Origin of the sequence: Guptibacillus sedimenti, assembly GCF_028610665.1 — a bacterium.
In the GTDB taxonomy this organism is placed as follows: domain Bacteria; phylum Bacillota; class Bacilli; order Bacillales; family Guptibacillaceae; genus Guptibacillus; species Guptibacillus sedimenti.
Map to the genome: position 1 here is coordinate 108,683 of NZ_JAQQWV010000002.1, position 16,222 is coordinate 124,904.

At 43.7% G+C, this 16,222-nt stretch carries 13 protein-coding genes; all 13 read left to right on the forward strand.

Features of this window, described 5'->3' with window-relative positions; all coding sequences use genetic code 11:
* The first annotated feature begins 141 nt into the window (after nt 1-141).
* Nucleotides 142-2,391 carry an alpha-galactosidase gene (locus PQ578_RS08780; RefSeq protein ID WP_273833574.1) on the forward strand — a complete coding sequence of 750 codons (2,250 nt, stop codon included), beginning with the start codon at nt 142-144 and terminating at the stop codon, nt 2,389-2,391.
* The gene (locus tag PQ578_RS08785) at nt 2,388-3,557 is read left to right on the forward strand and encodes a galactokinase (RefSeq protein ID WP_273833576.1); all 1,170 of its coding nucleotides are present in this window, start codon (nt 2,388-2,390) and stop codon (nt 3,555-3,557) included. The genes PQ578_RS08780 and PQ578_RS08785 overlap by 4 nt, the downstream gene beginning before the upstream one ends.
* Nucleotides 3,554-5,062 (forward strand): UDP-glucose--hexose-1-phosphate uridylyltransferase, encoded by a 1,509-nt coding sequence (galT, locus tag PQ578_RS08790; protein ID WP_273833578.1) that lies wholly within the window; start codon nt 3,554-3,556, stop codon nt 5,060-5,062. The genes PQ578_RS08785 and galT overlap by 4 nt, the downstream gene beginning before the upstream one ends.
* A 163-nt stretch (nt 5,063-5,225) precedes the next feature.
* Complete coding sequence (locus tag PQ578_RS08795; protein WP_273833580.1) at nt 5,226-6,650, forward strand: sodium:solute symporter family protein; 1,425 nt, start codon at nt 5,226-5,228, stop codon at nt 6,648-6,650.
* Entirely contained in the window at nt 6,634-8,319 is a 1,686-nt protein-coding gene (locus PQ578_RS08800) for a sensor histidine kinase (RefSeq protein ID WP_273833582.1), read from the forward strand. The genes PQ578_RS08795 and PQ578_RS08800 overlap by 17 nt, the downstream gene beginning before the upstream one ends.
* Entirely contained in the window at nt 8,320-9,696 is a 1,377-nt protein-coding gene (locus tag PQ578_RS08805; RefSeq protein ID WP_273833586.1) for a sigma-54-dependent transcriptional regulator, read from the forward strand.
* Between the two features lie 139 nt (nt 9,697-9,835).
* Nucleotides 9,836-11,065, forward strand: coding sequence for an NRAMP family divalent metal transporter (locus tag PQ578_RS08810; protein ID WP_273833590.1), 1,230 nt, complete (start codon nt 9,836-9,838; stop codon nt 11,063-11,065).
* 18 nt (nt 11,066-11,083) lie between these two features.
* Complete coding sequence (pxpB, locus tag PQ578_RS08815; protein ID WP_273833592.1) at nt 11,084-11,830, forward strand: 5-oxoprolinase subunit PxpB; 747 nt, start codon at nt 11,084-11,086, stop codon at nt 11,828-11,830.
* The gene (locus tag PQ578_RS08820; protein WP_273833596.1) at nt 11,817-12,590 is read left to right on the forward strand and encodes a LamB/YcsF family protein; all 774 of its coding nucleotides are present in this window, start codon (nt 11,817-11,819) and stop codon (nt 12,588-12,590) included. Before pxpB ends, PQ578_RS08820 begins: the two co-directional genes overlap by 14 nt.
* Nucleotides 12,583-13,533 (forward strand): 5-oxoprolinase subunit C family protein, encoded by a 951-nt coding sequence (locus PQ578_RS08825; RefSeq protein WP_273833598.1) that lies wholly within the window; start codon nt 12,583-12,585, stop codon nt 13,531-13,533. Before PQ578_RS08820 ends, PQ578_RS08825 begins: the two co-directional genes overlap by 8 nt.
* A gap of 14 nt (nt 13,534-13,547) precedes the next feature.
* Nucleotides 13,548-14,018, forward strand: a complete 471-nt coding sequence (accB, locus tag PQ578_RS08830) for an acetyl-CoA carboxylase biotin carboxyl carrier protein (RefSeq protein WP_273833600.1) — start codon at nt 13,548-13,550, stop codon at nt 14,016-14,018.
* Between the two features lie 11 nt (nt 14,019-14,029).
* The gene (gene accC, locus PQ578_RS08835) at nt 14,030-15,385 is read left to right on the forward strand and encodes an acetyl-CoA carboxylase biotin carboxylase subunit (protein ID WP_273833602.1); all 1,356 of its coding nucleotides are present in this window, start codon (nt 14,030-14,032) and stop codon (nt 15,383-15,385) included.
* Nucleotides 15,385-16,140 carry a putative hydro-lyase gene (locus PQ578_RS08840; RefSeq protein WP_273833604.1) on the forward strand — a complete coding sequence of 252 codons (756 nt, stop codon included), beginning with the start codon at nt 15,385-15,387 and terminating at the stop codon, nt 16,138-16,140. Before accC ends, PQ578_RS08840 begins: the two co-directional genes overlap by 1 nt.
* Nucleotides 16,141-16,222: the final 82 nt, after the last annotated feature.

A 16,222-nucleotide genomic window follows, 5' to 3' on the forward strand; every position in this document is an offset into this window, starting at 1 on the left:
TCCATAAGAAGTCTAAGCAATAAAAGGCATAAATCTTTATTTTTTTTACCATTGAACAGTGACGGGGATTTTTTTAAACTAGACACGGGAACGAGAACGGAGAAATGGAAACGTTTTCGAATAGGACGTGGAGGGAAACAGATGCCAGTATTCATTAATGAAGAAAATCTTCAGTTTCATCTGCAAGGAAAAGAGCTTAGCTATGTTTTTAACGTAATGAAAAATGGGCAGTTAGGACAACTTTATTTTGGTAAAAAGATACGTAACCGCTCTGATTTTAGCCATCTATCAAAAAAGGAGGCGAGAGTCGCGTCTTCTTATGTGTTTGAGGACGATCCAACTTTTTCGCTAGATTTAATAAAACAGGAATATCCGGGGTACGGAACATCTGACTATCGAGAGCCTGCTTTTCAAATCGAGCATCCGGATGGAAGCCGCATATCGAATTTTACTTATCAATCGTATGAACTTGTGAAAGGAAAGCCGCGCCTATCAGGTTTACCTGCGACATATGTAGAAGATGAATCAGAAGCAGATACGATAGTGATTCATTTGCATGATTCGTCTATGAATCTCTCTCTTTCTTTAATGTACTCGGTGTATCACGAGCGGAATGTCATGATTCGTTCGGCCGCTTTTACGAATGAAGGTAGTCGTGATCATGTGATAAAGCGAGCACACAGTGCTTCAATTGATTTTCCAGATGCAGATTTTAGTATGATGCAGCTCTCAGGTTCGTGGTCGAGAGAGCGACATGTTCATGAACGACGACTTAGCCCAGGTGTGCAAAGTATTCAAAGTACGCGTGGAACGAGCAGTGCGCAGCACAACCCGTTTCTTGCTTTAAAAAGACCGATGACAACGGAATATGCAGGAGAAGTTTATGGCTTTAGCTTCGTTTATAGCGGGAATTTCCAAGCGCAGGTTGAGGTGGATCATTACGAGACAGCGAGAGTGACGATGGGAATTAATCCATTTGATTTCTCATGGGTGCTCCGAAGTGGTGAAACGTTCCAAACGCCAGAAGTGGTGATGGCTTATTCAGAGCACGGATTAAATCATCTTAGTCAAACGTATCATGATCTTTATCGCTCTCGGCTTGCTCGAGGAAAGTGGCGTGATGCAGAACGTCCAGTGTTACTAAACAACTGGGAAGCCACATATTTCGATTTTGATGAGGAAAAATTATTGAGTATTGCGAAACAAGCAAAGGAAACAGGAGTCGAGCTGTTTGTGTTAGATGATGGATGGTTCGGAAAGCGAAATGACGATCGGAGTTCTCTCGGTGACTGGTTTGTTGATTCAACAAAGCTCCCAAAAGGGCTACCAAGTCTGGCGTCTAAAATGAACGATCTGGGACTAATGTTCGGGCTCTGGTTTGAACCTGAAATGGTATCGGAAGAGAGTGAACTGTACAAGAAGCATCCAGAGTGGGTCATTCAAGTACCTGGAAGATCGAAATCAATCGGCCGCCATCAGCTTGTGCTTGATTTTTCCAATCCTAAAGTTGTCGATACCATTTATGAGCAGATGGCAACGATTTTAAAAGAAGCAAACATTGATTATGTGAAATGGGATATGAATCGCTATATGACGGAAATCGGCTCCCTTTCTTTGCTGAAAAGTCAGCAGGCAGAAGTACCGCACCGCTATATATTAGGTGTATACGCTTTGTATGAACGTTTAATCGAAGCCTTCCCACATGTGCTGTTTGAATCGTGTGCCAGTGGTGGAGCGAGGTTTGATCCAGGAATGCTTTATTATGCTCCACAGGCATGGACGAGTGATGATACAGATGCTGTTGAACGACTGAGCATACAATATGGAACGTCTATGGTATATCCAATCAGCAGTATGGGGGCGCATGTCTCAGCTGTTCCGAATCATCAAGTAAAACGAGTTACGTCGCTAGAGACAAGGGCAAATGTGGCTTACTTTGGTGCCTTTGGCTATGAGCTTGATGTGACGAAGATGAGTGATGCTGAGCTTACTACAATGACTGAGCAAATCAACTGGTATAAAGAAAACCGAGCGCTGCTTCAGTACGGAACGTTTTACCGCTTAATCAGTCCATTCGATGGAAAAGGCAATGTGACGAGCTGGATGAGTGTGTCGGCTGATCGAAAGAAAGCGATCGTTGGGTATTATCAAGTGCTAGCTGAGCCCAATCCATCGTTTAAGCGATTGTATGTCAAAGGACTTGATCCGGAGAAAGAATATGAAGTAAGTGGCTATGAAGGAACGTATTATGGAGATGAACTAATGAGTGCTGGCATTCAGTTACCAGGCGAGTATGATGGATCACAAACAGGTGGACTAGAAGAATCTGGAGATTTTTCTTCTTATGTCTTTGTGATATCGGAGCATAACGATAGGGGAGAAGCAATATGAAAGAACTGAAACAGACATTTAACGAACAGTTTGGAGAAGAAGGGGAAAAAGCGCTCTTTTTTGCACCGGGGCGAGTGAATTTGATTGGTGAACATACCGATTATAATGGCGGGCATGTCTTTCCTTGTGCGTTAAGTGTGGGCACGTATGCCGTGGCACGAAAGCGTGAGGATCAGAAAGTCCGGTTCTATTCGATGAACTTTCCTAATCAGGGAATCATCGAAACATCATTAGACTCCCTTTTCTATAAGGATCAAGATGATTGGGCGAATTATCCGAAAGGTGTGATTGCTCTTTTTCAACGAGCAGGTTATACCATTCCAACCGGACTAGATCTAGCATTCTATGGCAATATTCCAAACGGAGCGGGGCTGTCTTCATCAGCATCGATTGAGCTAGTAACATCGGTTGTACTAAGAGATCTTTTTGGTCTTTCAGTTGATATGGTTGAAATGGTGAAGCTTTCTCAACGAGCAGAGAATGAATTTGTAGGTGTGAACTGCGGCATTATGGACCAGTTTGCGATTGGCATGGGGAAAAAAGATCATGCGATTTTACTTAACTGCGACACGCTTCATTATAAGCAAACGCCGATTAAGTTAGAGAGCCATGCGCTGATTATTGCGAATACAAAAAAGCGAAGAGGACTAGCCGATTCCAAATACAATGAACGCAGGACTCAGTGCGAAGAGGCTCTAAAAGCCTTGCAGCAAGAACTTGCGATTGACACGTTAGGCGATGTGAAGGAAGAGCAGTTCGATGCTCATCAGCATGTAATTCGAGATCAGGAGGCGAGGAAACGTGCTCGTCATGCGGTGTATGAAAATCGCCGCACAATGAAAGCAGTTGATTTTCTGAATGAAGGAAATGTGGAAGCTTTTGGTCAGCTAATGAATGAATCTCACGTTTCACTGCGTGATGATTATGAAGTAACGGGCAAGGAATTAGATGCGATGGTAGAAGCAGCCTGGGAAGAAGGGGCCGTGGGTTCAAGAATGACCGGCGCTGGTTTTGGAGGATGTACAATTAGTATCGTGAAAAAAGATCACATCCAGTCTTTTATTGATCGTGTTGGGGAGACATATACCATGAAAACCGGTCTTGAAGGGGATTTCTACGTCGTTGAAATAGGCGATGGTGCTCATAAAGTGGAGGACTTCGCATGATCTATCTCGAAATCGAACGACTTATTCAATATGGATTTCAAAAGCAAATGATCTCAGAACTTGATATTGACTACGTTCGAAACGCCCTTTTTCACCTTTTTAAGCTCGATGGAACAGAATCATTGCCTTCTCCTCCAGAAGAGCAAGTCGAAACGCCAACGACTATTCTTGAAAATATGCTTGATTATGCTGTTGCAGAGGGATTAATAGAAGAAAACACGATAACGGAGCGCGATCTGTTTGATCCAAAGATTATGAATACCCTCGTTGCGCGTCCGTCTGAAATTGTTCGTGCGTTTTTCGATCGCTATAAGCACAGCCCAATCGCTGCTACTGACTTCTTCTATCAGCTATCTAAGGATTCGGATTACATTCGAACGAATCGCATCAGGAAAAACGTTCACTGGTATAGTGAAACAGAGTACGGTGATCTAGAAATCACGATTAATCTCTCAAAGCCTGAGAAAGATCCTAAAGCGATCGCTGCAGAGAAAGCAAATACGTCTTCTTTTTATCCAAAGTGCTTGCTCTGTAAGGAAAATGTCGGATATGGCGGAAGACTTGATCACCCTGCGCGCGATCAACATCGGGTCATTCCCGTTAACCTTGAAGGAGAGAAGTGGTACCTGCAATACTCCCCTTATGTTTACTACAATGAGCATGCGATTATTTTATCGGAACACCATCGACCGATGGCCATTTCGAAAGACGGGTTTGATCGATTGCTTCACTTTACCGAGCAGTTTCCACATTACTTTATTGGTAGCAATGCAGACCTTCCGATTGTTGGAGGATCGATTTTAAGTCACGATCATTTCCAGGGAGGACATCATGAATTTCCGATGGCGAAAGCTGAAATTCAAGAGGAAGTTCAGCTCGAGCGATATGCCGAGGTAATGGTTGGGATCGTGAATTGGCCAATGTCTGTTATTCGATTACGAGGAAAGGACCGGAAACAGCTAACTGAACTTGCGGATGAAATCCTAGCTTTATGGCGAGGTTATAGCGACCGTGAAGTTGAGCTAATAGCCGAATCAAACGGCGAACCTCATAATACAATAACACCCATCGCAAGAAAACGTGATGACCAGTTTGAACTTGATCTCGTATTACGAAATAACCGAACGAACAAAATGCACCCGATGGGCATCTTCCATCCGCATGAGGAAGTGCACCATATTAAGAAAGAGAACATTGGTTTAATCGAAGTGATGGGACTTGCCGTTCTTCCAGGAAGACTTGTTGATGAAATGGAAATCCTTGCGACTTATATCGAAAAAGAACAGCTTGATGAGGCGCAACAGGATGAACGGATTGCAAAACATGTACCATGGGCGAAGAAGATCGTTGATAAATACGGTGGAATTGAGAAGGAACAGATACAAACCGTACTGAGAGATGAAATTGCGTTAAGATTTTCGACGGTTTTAGAACACGCAGGCGTATTTAAACGAGATGAAGCGGGACTAAAGGCGTTCCGACGCTTTTTGAAACGAATGAACTAAAGAATAAAGTCGCTACCCGATATAAGGGGAGCGGCTTTCTTATGTTATGGTAGAAACGTGGCCATATAGCCGATTCTGGTTCAGGTGCGTGATTTTGTATATAATGAATCCTGATACGAGAAATGATTTTATTATTTACAGGAAATGGGAGGGGGGAGACGAAATGGATGAACTACTATATTTAAGCGTTTTCCTCATTTATACCATTGCCATTCTTATTCTAGGAAAGCATGGTTTTGATAAGACGGATGAATTGAAGGGATATTTTCTAGCGGGAAGAAATCTTCCTTTGTTTCCAAGCGTGGCTTCCTTCTGTGCAACCTGGTTTAGTGCAGCCTCTTTACTTGGATTGCCAGGATTAATTTATGAAGGTGGGGTCTCCGTGATATGGACGACGGCCATCGCATGGTTACTTGGAATTATAGGGCTGTTTTTTCTAGCGTCCAAACTTTATACATATAACGTTGTAACGGTTCCGGAATTTTTTCTCGTGCGCTATGATTCAAAGCTTCTTCAAATTTGGGTTGGCATCATTTTGAGCGTGAGCTACCTTCTCTATGTTGTGATCCAAATTCGAGGATTCGGGATAGTGGTTAGTCAGATGCTTGAAATTCCTTATACGGTTAGTGTGTTTTTAATTTATCTTTTTGTTCTCTATACGACATTTGGCGGTCTTCACTCTGTGGCACGAACCGATATTTTTCACTTTTGCTTAATCCTCTTTGGAACCATTCTAGGTGCCGTCTTTATTGTTGGTGAAATTGGTGGGCTTGTGGAACTCATGAGTAATCTTTCAGCTTTAGATCAAAGTGGATCCACATCTTATTTGTCGCTGTTTCCTGAAGGTGGCTTATCGTTCTGGGCGTTGTTAAGTGCGTTCTTTTCGCTCGGACTGGGCGTTGCGGCGAATCCTCAATATGCTGTTCGTATTCTTTCCGCCCGTTCCAAACAAATTGCGCTAAGAATGGTTGGCGCAAGTACCGTTTTTCTTGTCCTCATCTATCTTTCGATTTTTGTGATCGGAATTGGGTCTCGCGCGCTTGATCCTAGCGTTCCATTCACAAGTACAGATGAAATCTATCCGTTCATTATTACTTACCTACTCGAAACACCGTTAAAAGGCGTGTTGTTAATTAGCGTTGTCGCAGCTGCGATCTCAACAGCGAATTCGCAGCTATTGATCATGGCGACGAGCTTTGTGTATGATATCACGCTTCCGATACGAAATAAGCATGCAGCCGATCTAAAAGTGATTTCATGGACGAGGTGGATGATATTTATCTTTGCCACTTTTTCTCTTGTGATTGCCTTTACACCACCACAGGGGATTGTCCAATTTAGTGGTCACATTTGGGGAATTATTGCGGTGTCGTTGTTCTTTCCGCTATATGGAGGTCTTTATACGAACGTCCGTCATCGTCATGCGCTTCTTTCAACATTTGGAGGAGTGATCACGTATGTACTGGCTTTTCTACTTATTCCGAATGAGCTGCAGCCAGTGTTTCATCCCGTTCTCCCTTCGCTTGTGGTAGCAGGCATTCTTTTCTTTCTAAAAGGAAGGGGGCGATCAGATGCGTCACTCCATTGAACGAAAAATATTAGTGCCTTTCTTAATTATTGTACTCGTACCGATTTTTATTATAGGTGCCGTTTCCATGTGGTCAAGTTATCAGTCAGAAAAACAGTTAAAGCAGGCGACGGCTCAAGAACACTTAACGAGTCTTGGTCGTTATGCCGCGAAGCTTGATGATCGTGTGAAAAGCGGAGAGATGGACGAAGAAGAAGCCAAATCGCTGATCAAAATCATGATCAATGAAACGAAAGGTCTGTACGTAGAAGAAGCAGATGGCACCCTTTCCTCTGAAGGAGAAGTTGTTCAAGCAAGTGAACTTGATTGGTACAATGGCGAAGCGAAAACGAGTTTTTTTACCGAAAACACAGTGCTCACAGAACAAATCGAGCAGTGGAATTGGACGCTTTACCAGCCGATGTCCTTTTCCTTTTATTCAGGTTCACTTCCTAATATTCAAAAATACACCCTTCTCATCAGCATTTTTACTGGTGTCATTGCAGTGCAATTTACGATCATTCTTTCTTATCACCTGTCAAAACCGATTAAGAATTTAGCGGCTTTTTGTAAGCAAATTGCGTTAGGAGAGAGAACGAAGAACATCGAGATGAATGAAAATCGGAAAGATGAAATAGGCGTACTTTCCTCGTCATTGAAAGAAATGGTGGAAACGCTTGATGAGCGTAATGTGCAAATTGATAAAATCAAAAAGCTGAATGAGACGATACTAAATAGCGTTCACGTTGGCATGGTGCTTGTGATTGAAGGGGCTGATTCAGTTTTTAATGAAGCGGCTCAGACGATGATGAACGAAGATCCGCTATTAAAAGAACGGCTTGGGAAGTTAACGATTCATGAAACGAAAAGAAGAAGCGAGGAAATTTGGGGTCATAAGCGGAAGGAAGAGAAAGTGTTCTATGCCGTAAGTTACAAAGTATTGGGAACGTCAGAAAAGCAACGTTCCATTATTACCTTTGAAGATATTACGCATCGACGAAAATTAGAGCAGCGCGTGGAAAGAATGTCGCGTCTTGCCTCATTAGGTGAGATGGCTTCTGGTATTGCCCATGAAATTCGAAACCCGCTAGCAGGCATTAAAACAACGACGGAATTATTAACACGCAGGCTTGAGCTAACAAAGGATCAGCTTACATTAACGGAAAATATGCTGTTGGACATTGATCGTGTGAATAAGATCATCACCAATATTCTGCAGTTTTCAAGGCCGATGGAAACAAATCCTTCTGTGTTGAAAGTAGATGAAACGCTCCATTCTCTCGTGTTGCTCATGAAAACGATCGCGAATGAAAAAAATGTAGTCCTTCATCATTTCGAAAACGATACAGAAGTTTACGTCGATCGTGATCACCTCCGACAGATTCTGTTAAATCTTATCCTGAATGGGATGAACGCGATGCCAGAGGGCGGAGAACTGATTCTTTCAAGCTACCAAAGGGATCGTGACGTAACGATTATGATAGCTGACAAGGGTGTTGGAATGGAGGATACGGTCATGGAGAAAATTTTTGATCCATTTTATACAACGCGTGCAGAAGGAACGGGCCTTGGGCTATCAATCGTTCATCAGTTAGTCGTTCAAAACAATGGGGAAATTGATGTAAAGAGTATCCTTGGAAAAGGGACGGAGTTTTCGATCACATTTCCAACAGGAAGGGAGGAGAATTAAGTGGCTGTAAAAGTAGGAATTATTGACGATGAAACAACGCTTCGTCTCACGCTACAAATGTTTTTAGAAGATGAAGGGTACGACGTAAGAGCGTCATCAACGCTTGAAGAAGGATGGCGCATGCTCGATGAATTTAGTCCGCACGTGCTTTTATTAGATATTCGCTTACCTGATGGAAACGGGCTCGATTCGTTACATGAATTTAGAGAACGCTATCCAGAAATGGCTGTGATGATGTTAACGGCCTATGGCGATGCGAAAACAGCTGTGCGCTCGATTAAAGAAGGTGCTTTTGATTATTTAACAAAGCCTTTTGAGTTAGAAGAGCTGAAAATCACGCTTCAGAAATGGATTAAACAGCACCATCTCGAGAAGGAAGTCGAACGCTATCGAGAGGAAGAGCGACGAACGAAACTTGTTCAAATGATCGGTGAAAGTAAGCAAATGCACGAGTTAAAAGATAAAATTTCCTTAATCTCTGAAAGTAATGATACGACGGTTTTAGTTCGAGGGGAGACAGGTACCGGGAAAGAGCTTGTTGCAAGAAGCATTCATCAGCAAAGTAAGCGTCATGAAGGGCCGTTTGTTGCGGTGAACTGTGCCAGCATTCCAGCAGACTTAATTGAAATGGAGCTTTTCGGTCGAGAAAAAAATAGCGTGACAGAACAAGTGAATCCAAAAGTAGGCTTAATGGAGTGGGCCGATGGAGGGACGTTGTTTCTTGATGAAATTGGAGACCTTTCACTCGATATCCAAGTGAAGCTTCTTCGTTTTCTTGAAGATAAGAAAATTAAGCGAATCGGTAGTGTACATGATATTGAGATCGATGTACGCGTCATTGCCGCCACTAATCGATCGCTCGAGGAAATGATTCAAGAGAAGACGTTTCGATCCGATCTCTACTATCGTTTGAACGTCGTTCCAGTAAAGTTAACGCCTTTGCGCGAGCGAGGCGATGATATTGTGATGCTAACGGAACATTTTCTCCATGAGTTTTGTCAACAAATGAGAAAGGAAAAACCAGCATTACGAGGTGATGCAAAAAAGCGTTTAGTGAGCTACGATTGGCCCGGAAATGTCAGGGAATTGAAAAATACGATTGAACGAATCGCGATTCTTCACCAGGAGAAAGAGCTTGCGGCCTATCACTTTGATTTTCTAAACCCGGTTGAAGGATATGTAGAGGGTTCTAAATCAGTTGACGACGTCGTCTTCGATGATCGCTTTTCATTAGAAGACCATATTGAAGCGATTGAAAAGAAATACATCGAGAAAGCCATTCAAGATGCGAGGTGGAATATCACGCAGGCTAGTAAATTATTAGGGATGAGCCGCTATGCCCTTCAGCGCAGAATTGATAAATATGATATTACATGAGCGAAATCGCCCGAAATGGGCGGTTTTTTTGTGCGGAATCTTATAAAATTATCTGAAAATTACGTGATATCGTAGAGGTAAGAGAAAAAACGCATCGATTCAAGCAAAGAATGAATCATATAGAAAAAGGGGGAATTTGATGGGTATTGAAAAGCAAAAGCCAACAGAGTTAGAAGGCGGCCCAACGAAAAGCAAGTGGGGCGTTATCCTCGGTGCCGCATTCTTAATGGGCTCATCTGCAATCGGACCAGGCTTTTTAACACAAACGGCTGTCTTTACTGAGCAGCTACTCGCAAGCTTCGGATTTGTTATTTTAATGTCAATTATTTTAGATATTGGGGTACAAGCGAATATCTGGCGTATTATTGCCGTCTCTAAGAGAAAAGGACAGGACATCGCGAACATGGTTGTCCCTGGTCTTGGATACTTTCTCGCGTTCGCAGTAGCACTTGGCGGACTAGCTTTTAACATTGGGAATGTCGGTGGGGCTGGGCTTGGTATGAACGTGCTCTTCGGCATTGATCCACGCATAGGTGCAGCGATTACAGGAGTCATTACAATTGGGATCTTCCTTTCAAAAGAAGCCGGAGTAGCGATGGATAAAATCGCACGAATCCTTGGTGGGATCATGATTCTTCTTACATTGTACGTTGCTTTTCAAAGTAACCCACCAGTTGGTGATGCGATTGTTCATACGTTCGCGCCAGATAAAATCGATGTTTTTGCGATTATTACACTCGTAGGTGGAACTGTAGGTGGCTATATCACGTTTGCTGGTGGGCACCGCTTACTTGATGCAGGTATTTCGGGGAAAGAAAATTTACACCAGGTAACGAAGAGCTCGGTTTCAGGCATTTTAATTGCGTCGATCATGCGCGTGTTTTTATTCCTAGCTGTGTTAGGTGTTGTCGCCACAGGGTTTAAACTAGACCCAGCCAACCCACCAGCATCTGTTTTCCAACAAGCAGCTGGAGCTGTCGGCTATAAAATGTTTGGTGTTGTACTTTGGGCAGCAGGAATTACGTCAGTCGTTGGTGCGGCGTATACATCCGTTTCGTTCCTTAGAACGTTATCCAAAAAAGTGGATCGTCATCATTCTGGTGTAACGATCGGTTTTATCGCCGTATCAACAATCGTTTTCGCGTTTATCGGTAAGCCGGTTCTGTTATTAATCCTTGCCGGAGCTTTTAATGGATTGATTTTGCCCGTTGCTCTTGGAACGCTTCTTGTAGCGGCGTATAAGAAATCCATTGTCGGAGACTACAAACACCCACTATGGCTCACGATCTTTGGCGGGTTTGTCTTCCTTATTACTGCCTATCTCGCCATCGTGACGCTTATTGATAAAGTACCACAGCTTTTTTCTTAATGGTTAGGAGGAATACGTGTGAGTTTTGAATATTATCCTCTTGGGGATACAGGCATTCAGCTTGTATTTGGCACCGAGATTTCAGAAGAAACGAATCAAAAGATTAGAATGTTTGCCGATGAGTTAGCGAAGCATCCGATTGACGGTGTTGTGGAATGGGTACCAGCGTATACCACGTTAACCATTTATTATCTTCCGAATAAAATTTCTTTCAACGCATTAAAACAAAAGCTAGAAGAGTTAGACGAACAACAACATGGAAGAGAAGCAGAATCTGCTTCTCTTGTTTATATCATCCCAACCTATTATGGGGATGAAGTAGGATCCGATTTAGAGTTTGTAGCGGAGCATAATGGATTGAGTAAAGAAGAAGTGATCTCGATTCACGCAAATAAAGATTACCTCATTTACATGATGGGCTTTGTTCCCGGGTTTCCTTATTTAGGAGGGATGTCAGAAGAAATCGCAACGCCAAGACGTGAAAATCCACGTGCTGAGATAGAGCCTGGATCTGTTGGTATTGCTGGAGCTCAAACGGGGGTTTATCCGCTAGAATCACCAGGTGGCTGGCAGCTTATTGGGCAAACCCCTGTGAAACTATATGACCCAACAGGAGAGCGACCGATTTTGCTCGAGTCAGGACATTATTTGCGGTTTGCTCCAATTAGTAAAGAAGAGTTTTTAAACATAAAAGAATCGATCAAACGTGGAGAGTATGTAGTCGAAACCGAAGAAAAGAAGGTGAGTGTTCATGAAGTCGGTTGATGTAAATAGCGACTTAGGAGAAAGCTTTGGAGCTTACAAGATTGGAAACGATGAGAATGTACTCGAATTTATTTCATCAGCGAACATTGCCTGCGGTTATCATGCAGGCGACCACAATGTCATGATGAAGACAGTGGCACTAGCGAAAGAGCTTGGCGTTAGCATTGGTGCACATCCGGGATTTCCTGACCTCGGAGGATTCGGCAGGCGTGAGATGAAGCTATCTTCTAATGAGGTGTTTAACCTTGTTGCTTATCAGATTGGAGCGATCCAGGGTATAGCGAATGTTCACCAAACAAAAGTCCACCACGTGAAACCGCACGGAGCTCTTTATAATGTGGCAGCGAAAGATCCAGCCATTGCAAATGCGATTGCAAACGCTGTCTATGCAGTGGATTCAGAGTTAGTTTTATATGGTTTAGCGGGGAGTGAATTAATTAAGGCAGGGCGAGAGCGTGGACTAACGGTTGCTCAGGAAGTTTTCGCAGATCGCACGTATCAGCCTGACGGTACCCTCACACCAAGGTCTGAACAAAACGCCATGATCCACAATGCCGATCAAGCGGTTGAGCGTGTGATTCGCATGATTCATGAGCAGCAGGTGAAAGCCGTAAATGGGGAAGACATTGTCATTCAAGCCGATACGATTTGTGTGCATGGAGATGAGCCTGAAGCCCTGAAGTTTGTCCAACAGTTAAGGGAGCGCCTTATGAATGAAGGTATTCGTATCCAACGGGTTGGAGTGAACGCCAATGTCTAAACCGATTTTTAAAGTTCGAAAATCTGGGTTGCTTTCGACAATCCAGGATAGTGGAAGAAAAGGGTACCAACAATACGGAATTGTCGTATCCGGTGCAATGGATCCTTTTTCAATGAATGTAGCGAACTTCCTCGTAGGAAACAAAGGCGATGAAGCCGTTCTTGAAATTACGGTTATGGGGCCAGCTTTCGATGTGCTTGATGATGCGGTTATTGCCATTTGCGGTGGCAATCTCTCACCGAAAGTGAACGGAGAAAAAGCACCGATGTGGAAAAGTTTCACTGTTAAAGAAGGCGATCTCCTGGAGTTTGGTCAGCCTCTCGCTGGTGCTCGTTCGTATATTAGTATTGCAGGTGGTTATGATGTACCGCTTGTGATGGGAAGTAAGTCGACCTATTTGAAAGCTGGAATTGGTGGCGTCGAAGGACGAGCACTTGTAAAAGGCGATATGCTTCAAACTTCTGGAAAGATCAAAGGAATTAGTGGACGTGCACTTCATCCAGATGAAGTCCCGTCTTATAAAAAGGAGTTAACCGTCAGAGTCGTACTTGGACCGCACCAGTCTGCTTTTACGGAAGCGGGGATTCAAACATTCCTTTCAACTCCATATGAGGTAACCCCTCAGTCCGATCGAATGGGCTTTCGCTTAAAAGGGGAGAAGGTGGAGCACGCAACGTCTGCTGATATTATTTCGGAAGCGATTCCGCTTGGCGGGATTCAGGTTCCGGCGAATGGCGATCCGATTATTTTGATGTCAGACCGGCAAACAACAGGCGGTTATACGCGCATTGCCACGGTGATTTCAAGCGATATTCCATACTTAGCGCAAGCGATGCCAGGCTGTACGATCCACTTTCGTGAAGTAACCGTGGAACAAGCACAGGAAGTGTTTGAAACGAATGATCGTTTTCTTCGAACGTTAGAAAAAGTATCTGTGAGATAAAGGGAGGACACAGCATGTTAAGTTCAAAAGAAATCATTGAGATTATTAAATATGTCGATGGGTCAACAGTTGATGAAGTCCATTACGAGCACGATAGCTTTGTCGTTAAGGTGAAAAATCAGAATCCGGAAGGTGAGAAAAGCGATCCTCAGGAAGCGAAAGCGCAGGTTCCAACCGCTGTTGCAGAGCGAGGACAGGAGGATCTAACTCCTACTCCTGAGGCAGAGCCGCAAGAAACACCGGAAACGCATACGGTGAAAGCCCCTATGGTTGGTATGTTCTATTCATCTCCTTCTCCGGATGATCCAGCCTTTATTGAAGTAGGAGATGCGGTGAAGGAAGAAACGGTCGTTTGTTGTCTTGAAGCAATGAAAATGTTTAATGATGTGCACGCAGATGTGAACGGTGAAATCACTGAAATTTTAGTGGAAAACGGAGATCTTGTTGAATTTGGCCAGCCGCTCTTTACTGTAAAACCAGCATAGGAGGGAATCAGATGGGAATCAAAAAAGTACTAATCGCAAATCGCGGTGAAATTGCTGTACGTATTATTCGCGCCTGTCATGAGCTGGATTTAACCGCTGTCGCCGTTTATTCTGAAGCGGATCGTGATGCCTTGCATGTGCAATTAGCGGATGAACGTTATTGTATCGGTCCTACTTCGTCTAGTGATAGCTATTTAAACGTAGGGAATATCATGACGGTTGCTACAAATAGTGGCGTGGATGCCATTCATCCTGGCTATGGTTTTCTTGCTGAAAATGCGGACTTTGCGGAGATGTGTGAGGACTGTAACATTGCTTTTATCGGTCCAAGCAAAGAATCCATTCGTCAAATGGGAATCAAGGATGTGGCGAGAAAGACAATGCAAGATGCGAACGTTCCGGTCGTTCCAGGTTCGAATGGCATTATTTCAAGTAAGGAAGAAGCGCTTGAACTGGCAAATGAAATGGGATTCCCTGTCATTATTAAAGCAACAGCCGGCGGTGGCGGTAAAGGGATTCGCGTTGTCAGAGAAGAAGAAGAATTAATCAAAGCGATTAACATGACCCAACAGGAAGCAGAAAAGGCATTCGGTAATCCTGGAGTGTATATGGAAAAGTTCATTGAAGACTTTCGTCATATTGAAATTCAAGTTCTCGCGGATCTTTATGGCAACGTCATTCATCTCGGGGAACGCGACTGCTCGATTCAAAGACGGATGCAGAAGCTTGTCGAGGAAACCCCATCTCCTGCCCTAACAAAATCGATTCGATCGGAAATGGGAGAAGCCGCTGTTCGAGCAGCGAAGGCCGTTAATTATGCCGGCGCTGGAACAGTCGAATTTATCTATGACCAGGATGGAAACTATTATTTTATGGAAATGAATACGCGCATTCAGGTAGAGCATCCTGTCACTGAAATGGTCACGGGTGTTGATTTAATTAAAGAACAGATTAAACTAGCTGACGGCGAACGACTATCCCTTACGCAAGATGAAGTGGAGATGAGCGGATGGGCGATCGAATGTCGCATTAACGCAGAAGATCCGGATAACGGCTTTATGCCTTCTCCCGGTAAGGTCGAAACGTATCTCCCGCCAGGTGGCTTTGGTGTTCGAGTGGATTCGGCCGTTTATCCTGGTTATGTCATCCCGCCATTTTATGACTCGATGGTAGCGAAGCTGATTACATACGGCGCAACTCGAACAGAAGCCATGCAGCGGATGAAGCGAGCGCTCAATGAATTTAAGATCGAAGGCGTGAAAACAACCATTCCATTCCATCAGAGATTATTTCATCACGAGAAGTTTGTAGAAGGCGATTTTAATACAAAGTTTCTAGAAATCTATGAACTTAAGGAGATGGTGTAATGGTAACCCCTCAAACACAGCGACGAAAGTATCGCGACAATCTTGAGACCGGGACAACATCAGGCGTATGTGATGGCTATTTGCAGGCGAATATGATTACTCTTCCCTCAAAATACGCTTTCGAGTTTCTCCTATTTTGTCAGCGAAATCCGAAGCCGTGTCCGATCGTTGATGTCCTTGAAGCAGGTCAGGTTAACCCTCGCATTGCGGATGCAGACATTCGAACAGATCTTCCGAAATACCGCATTTACAAAAACGGGGAGTTAGAGAAGGAGACGCTTGACCTTAAGGACGTCTGGCAAGAGGACTATGTCACGTTTCTATTAGGATGTAGTTTTACTTTTGAAAAAGCGCTTGTGGAACGCGGCATTAGTCTACTTCACCAGGAAATGGATCTCGTTGTGCCAATGTATCAAACAAATATTCCGTGCGAAGAAGCGGGTCAGTTTAACGGGAATATGGTCGTCAGCATGAGAGCGATTCGGAAAGAAGAGCTTGATCAGACCATTGCCATTACATCAAAGTTCCCACACGCGCACGGTGCTCCGATCCACGTTGGGCACCCATCTGAGATTGGCATTCAGGACATTGAAAAACCAGACTACGGAGAATTTCCTCCTTTTGATGAAGAAGAACGCATCCCTGTGTTCTGGGCGTGCGGGGTAACCCCTCAGTATGTTGGCTTAAACGTTAAACCAGAGATTATGATCACGCATGCGCCAGGGCATATGTTAATTACAGATCAAAAAGAATAGTATTAGAAAGCCGTTCAATCAAGCACGCCACGTTTGATTGAACGGCTTTTTTTTTAGAGATTAAACGCTTTTAGACGTATGA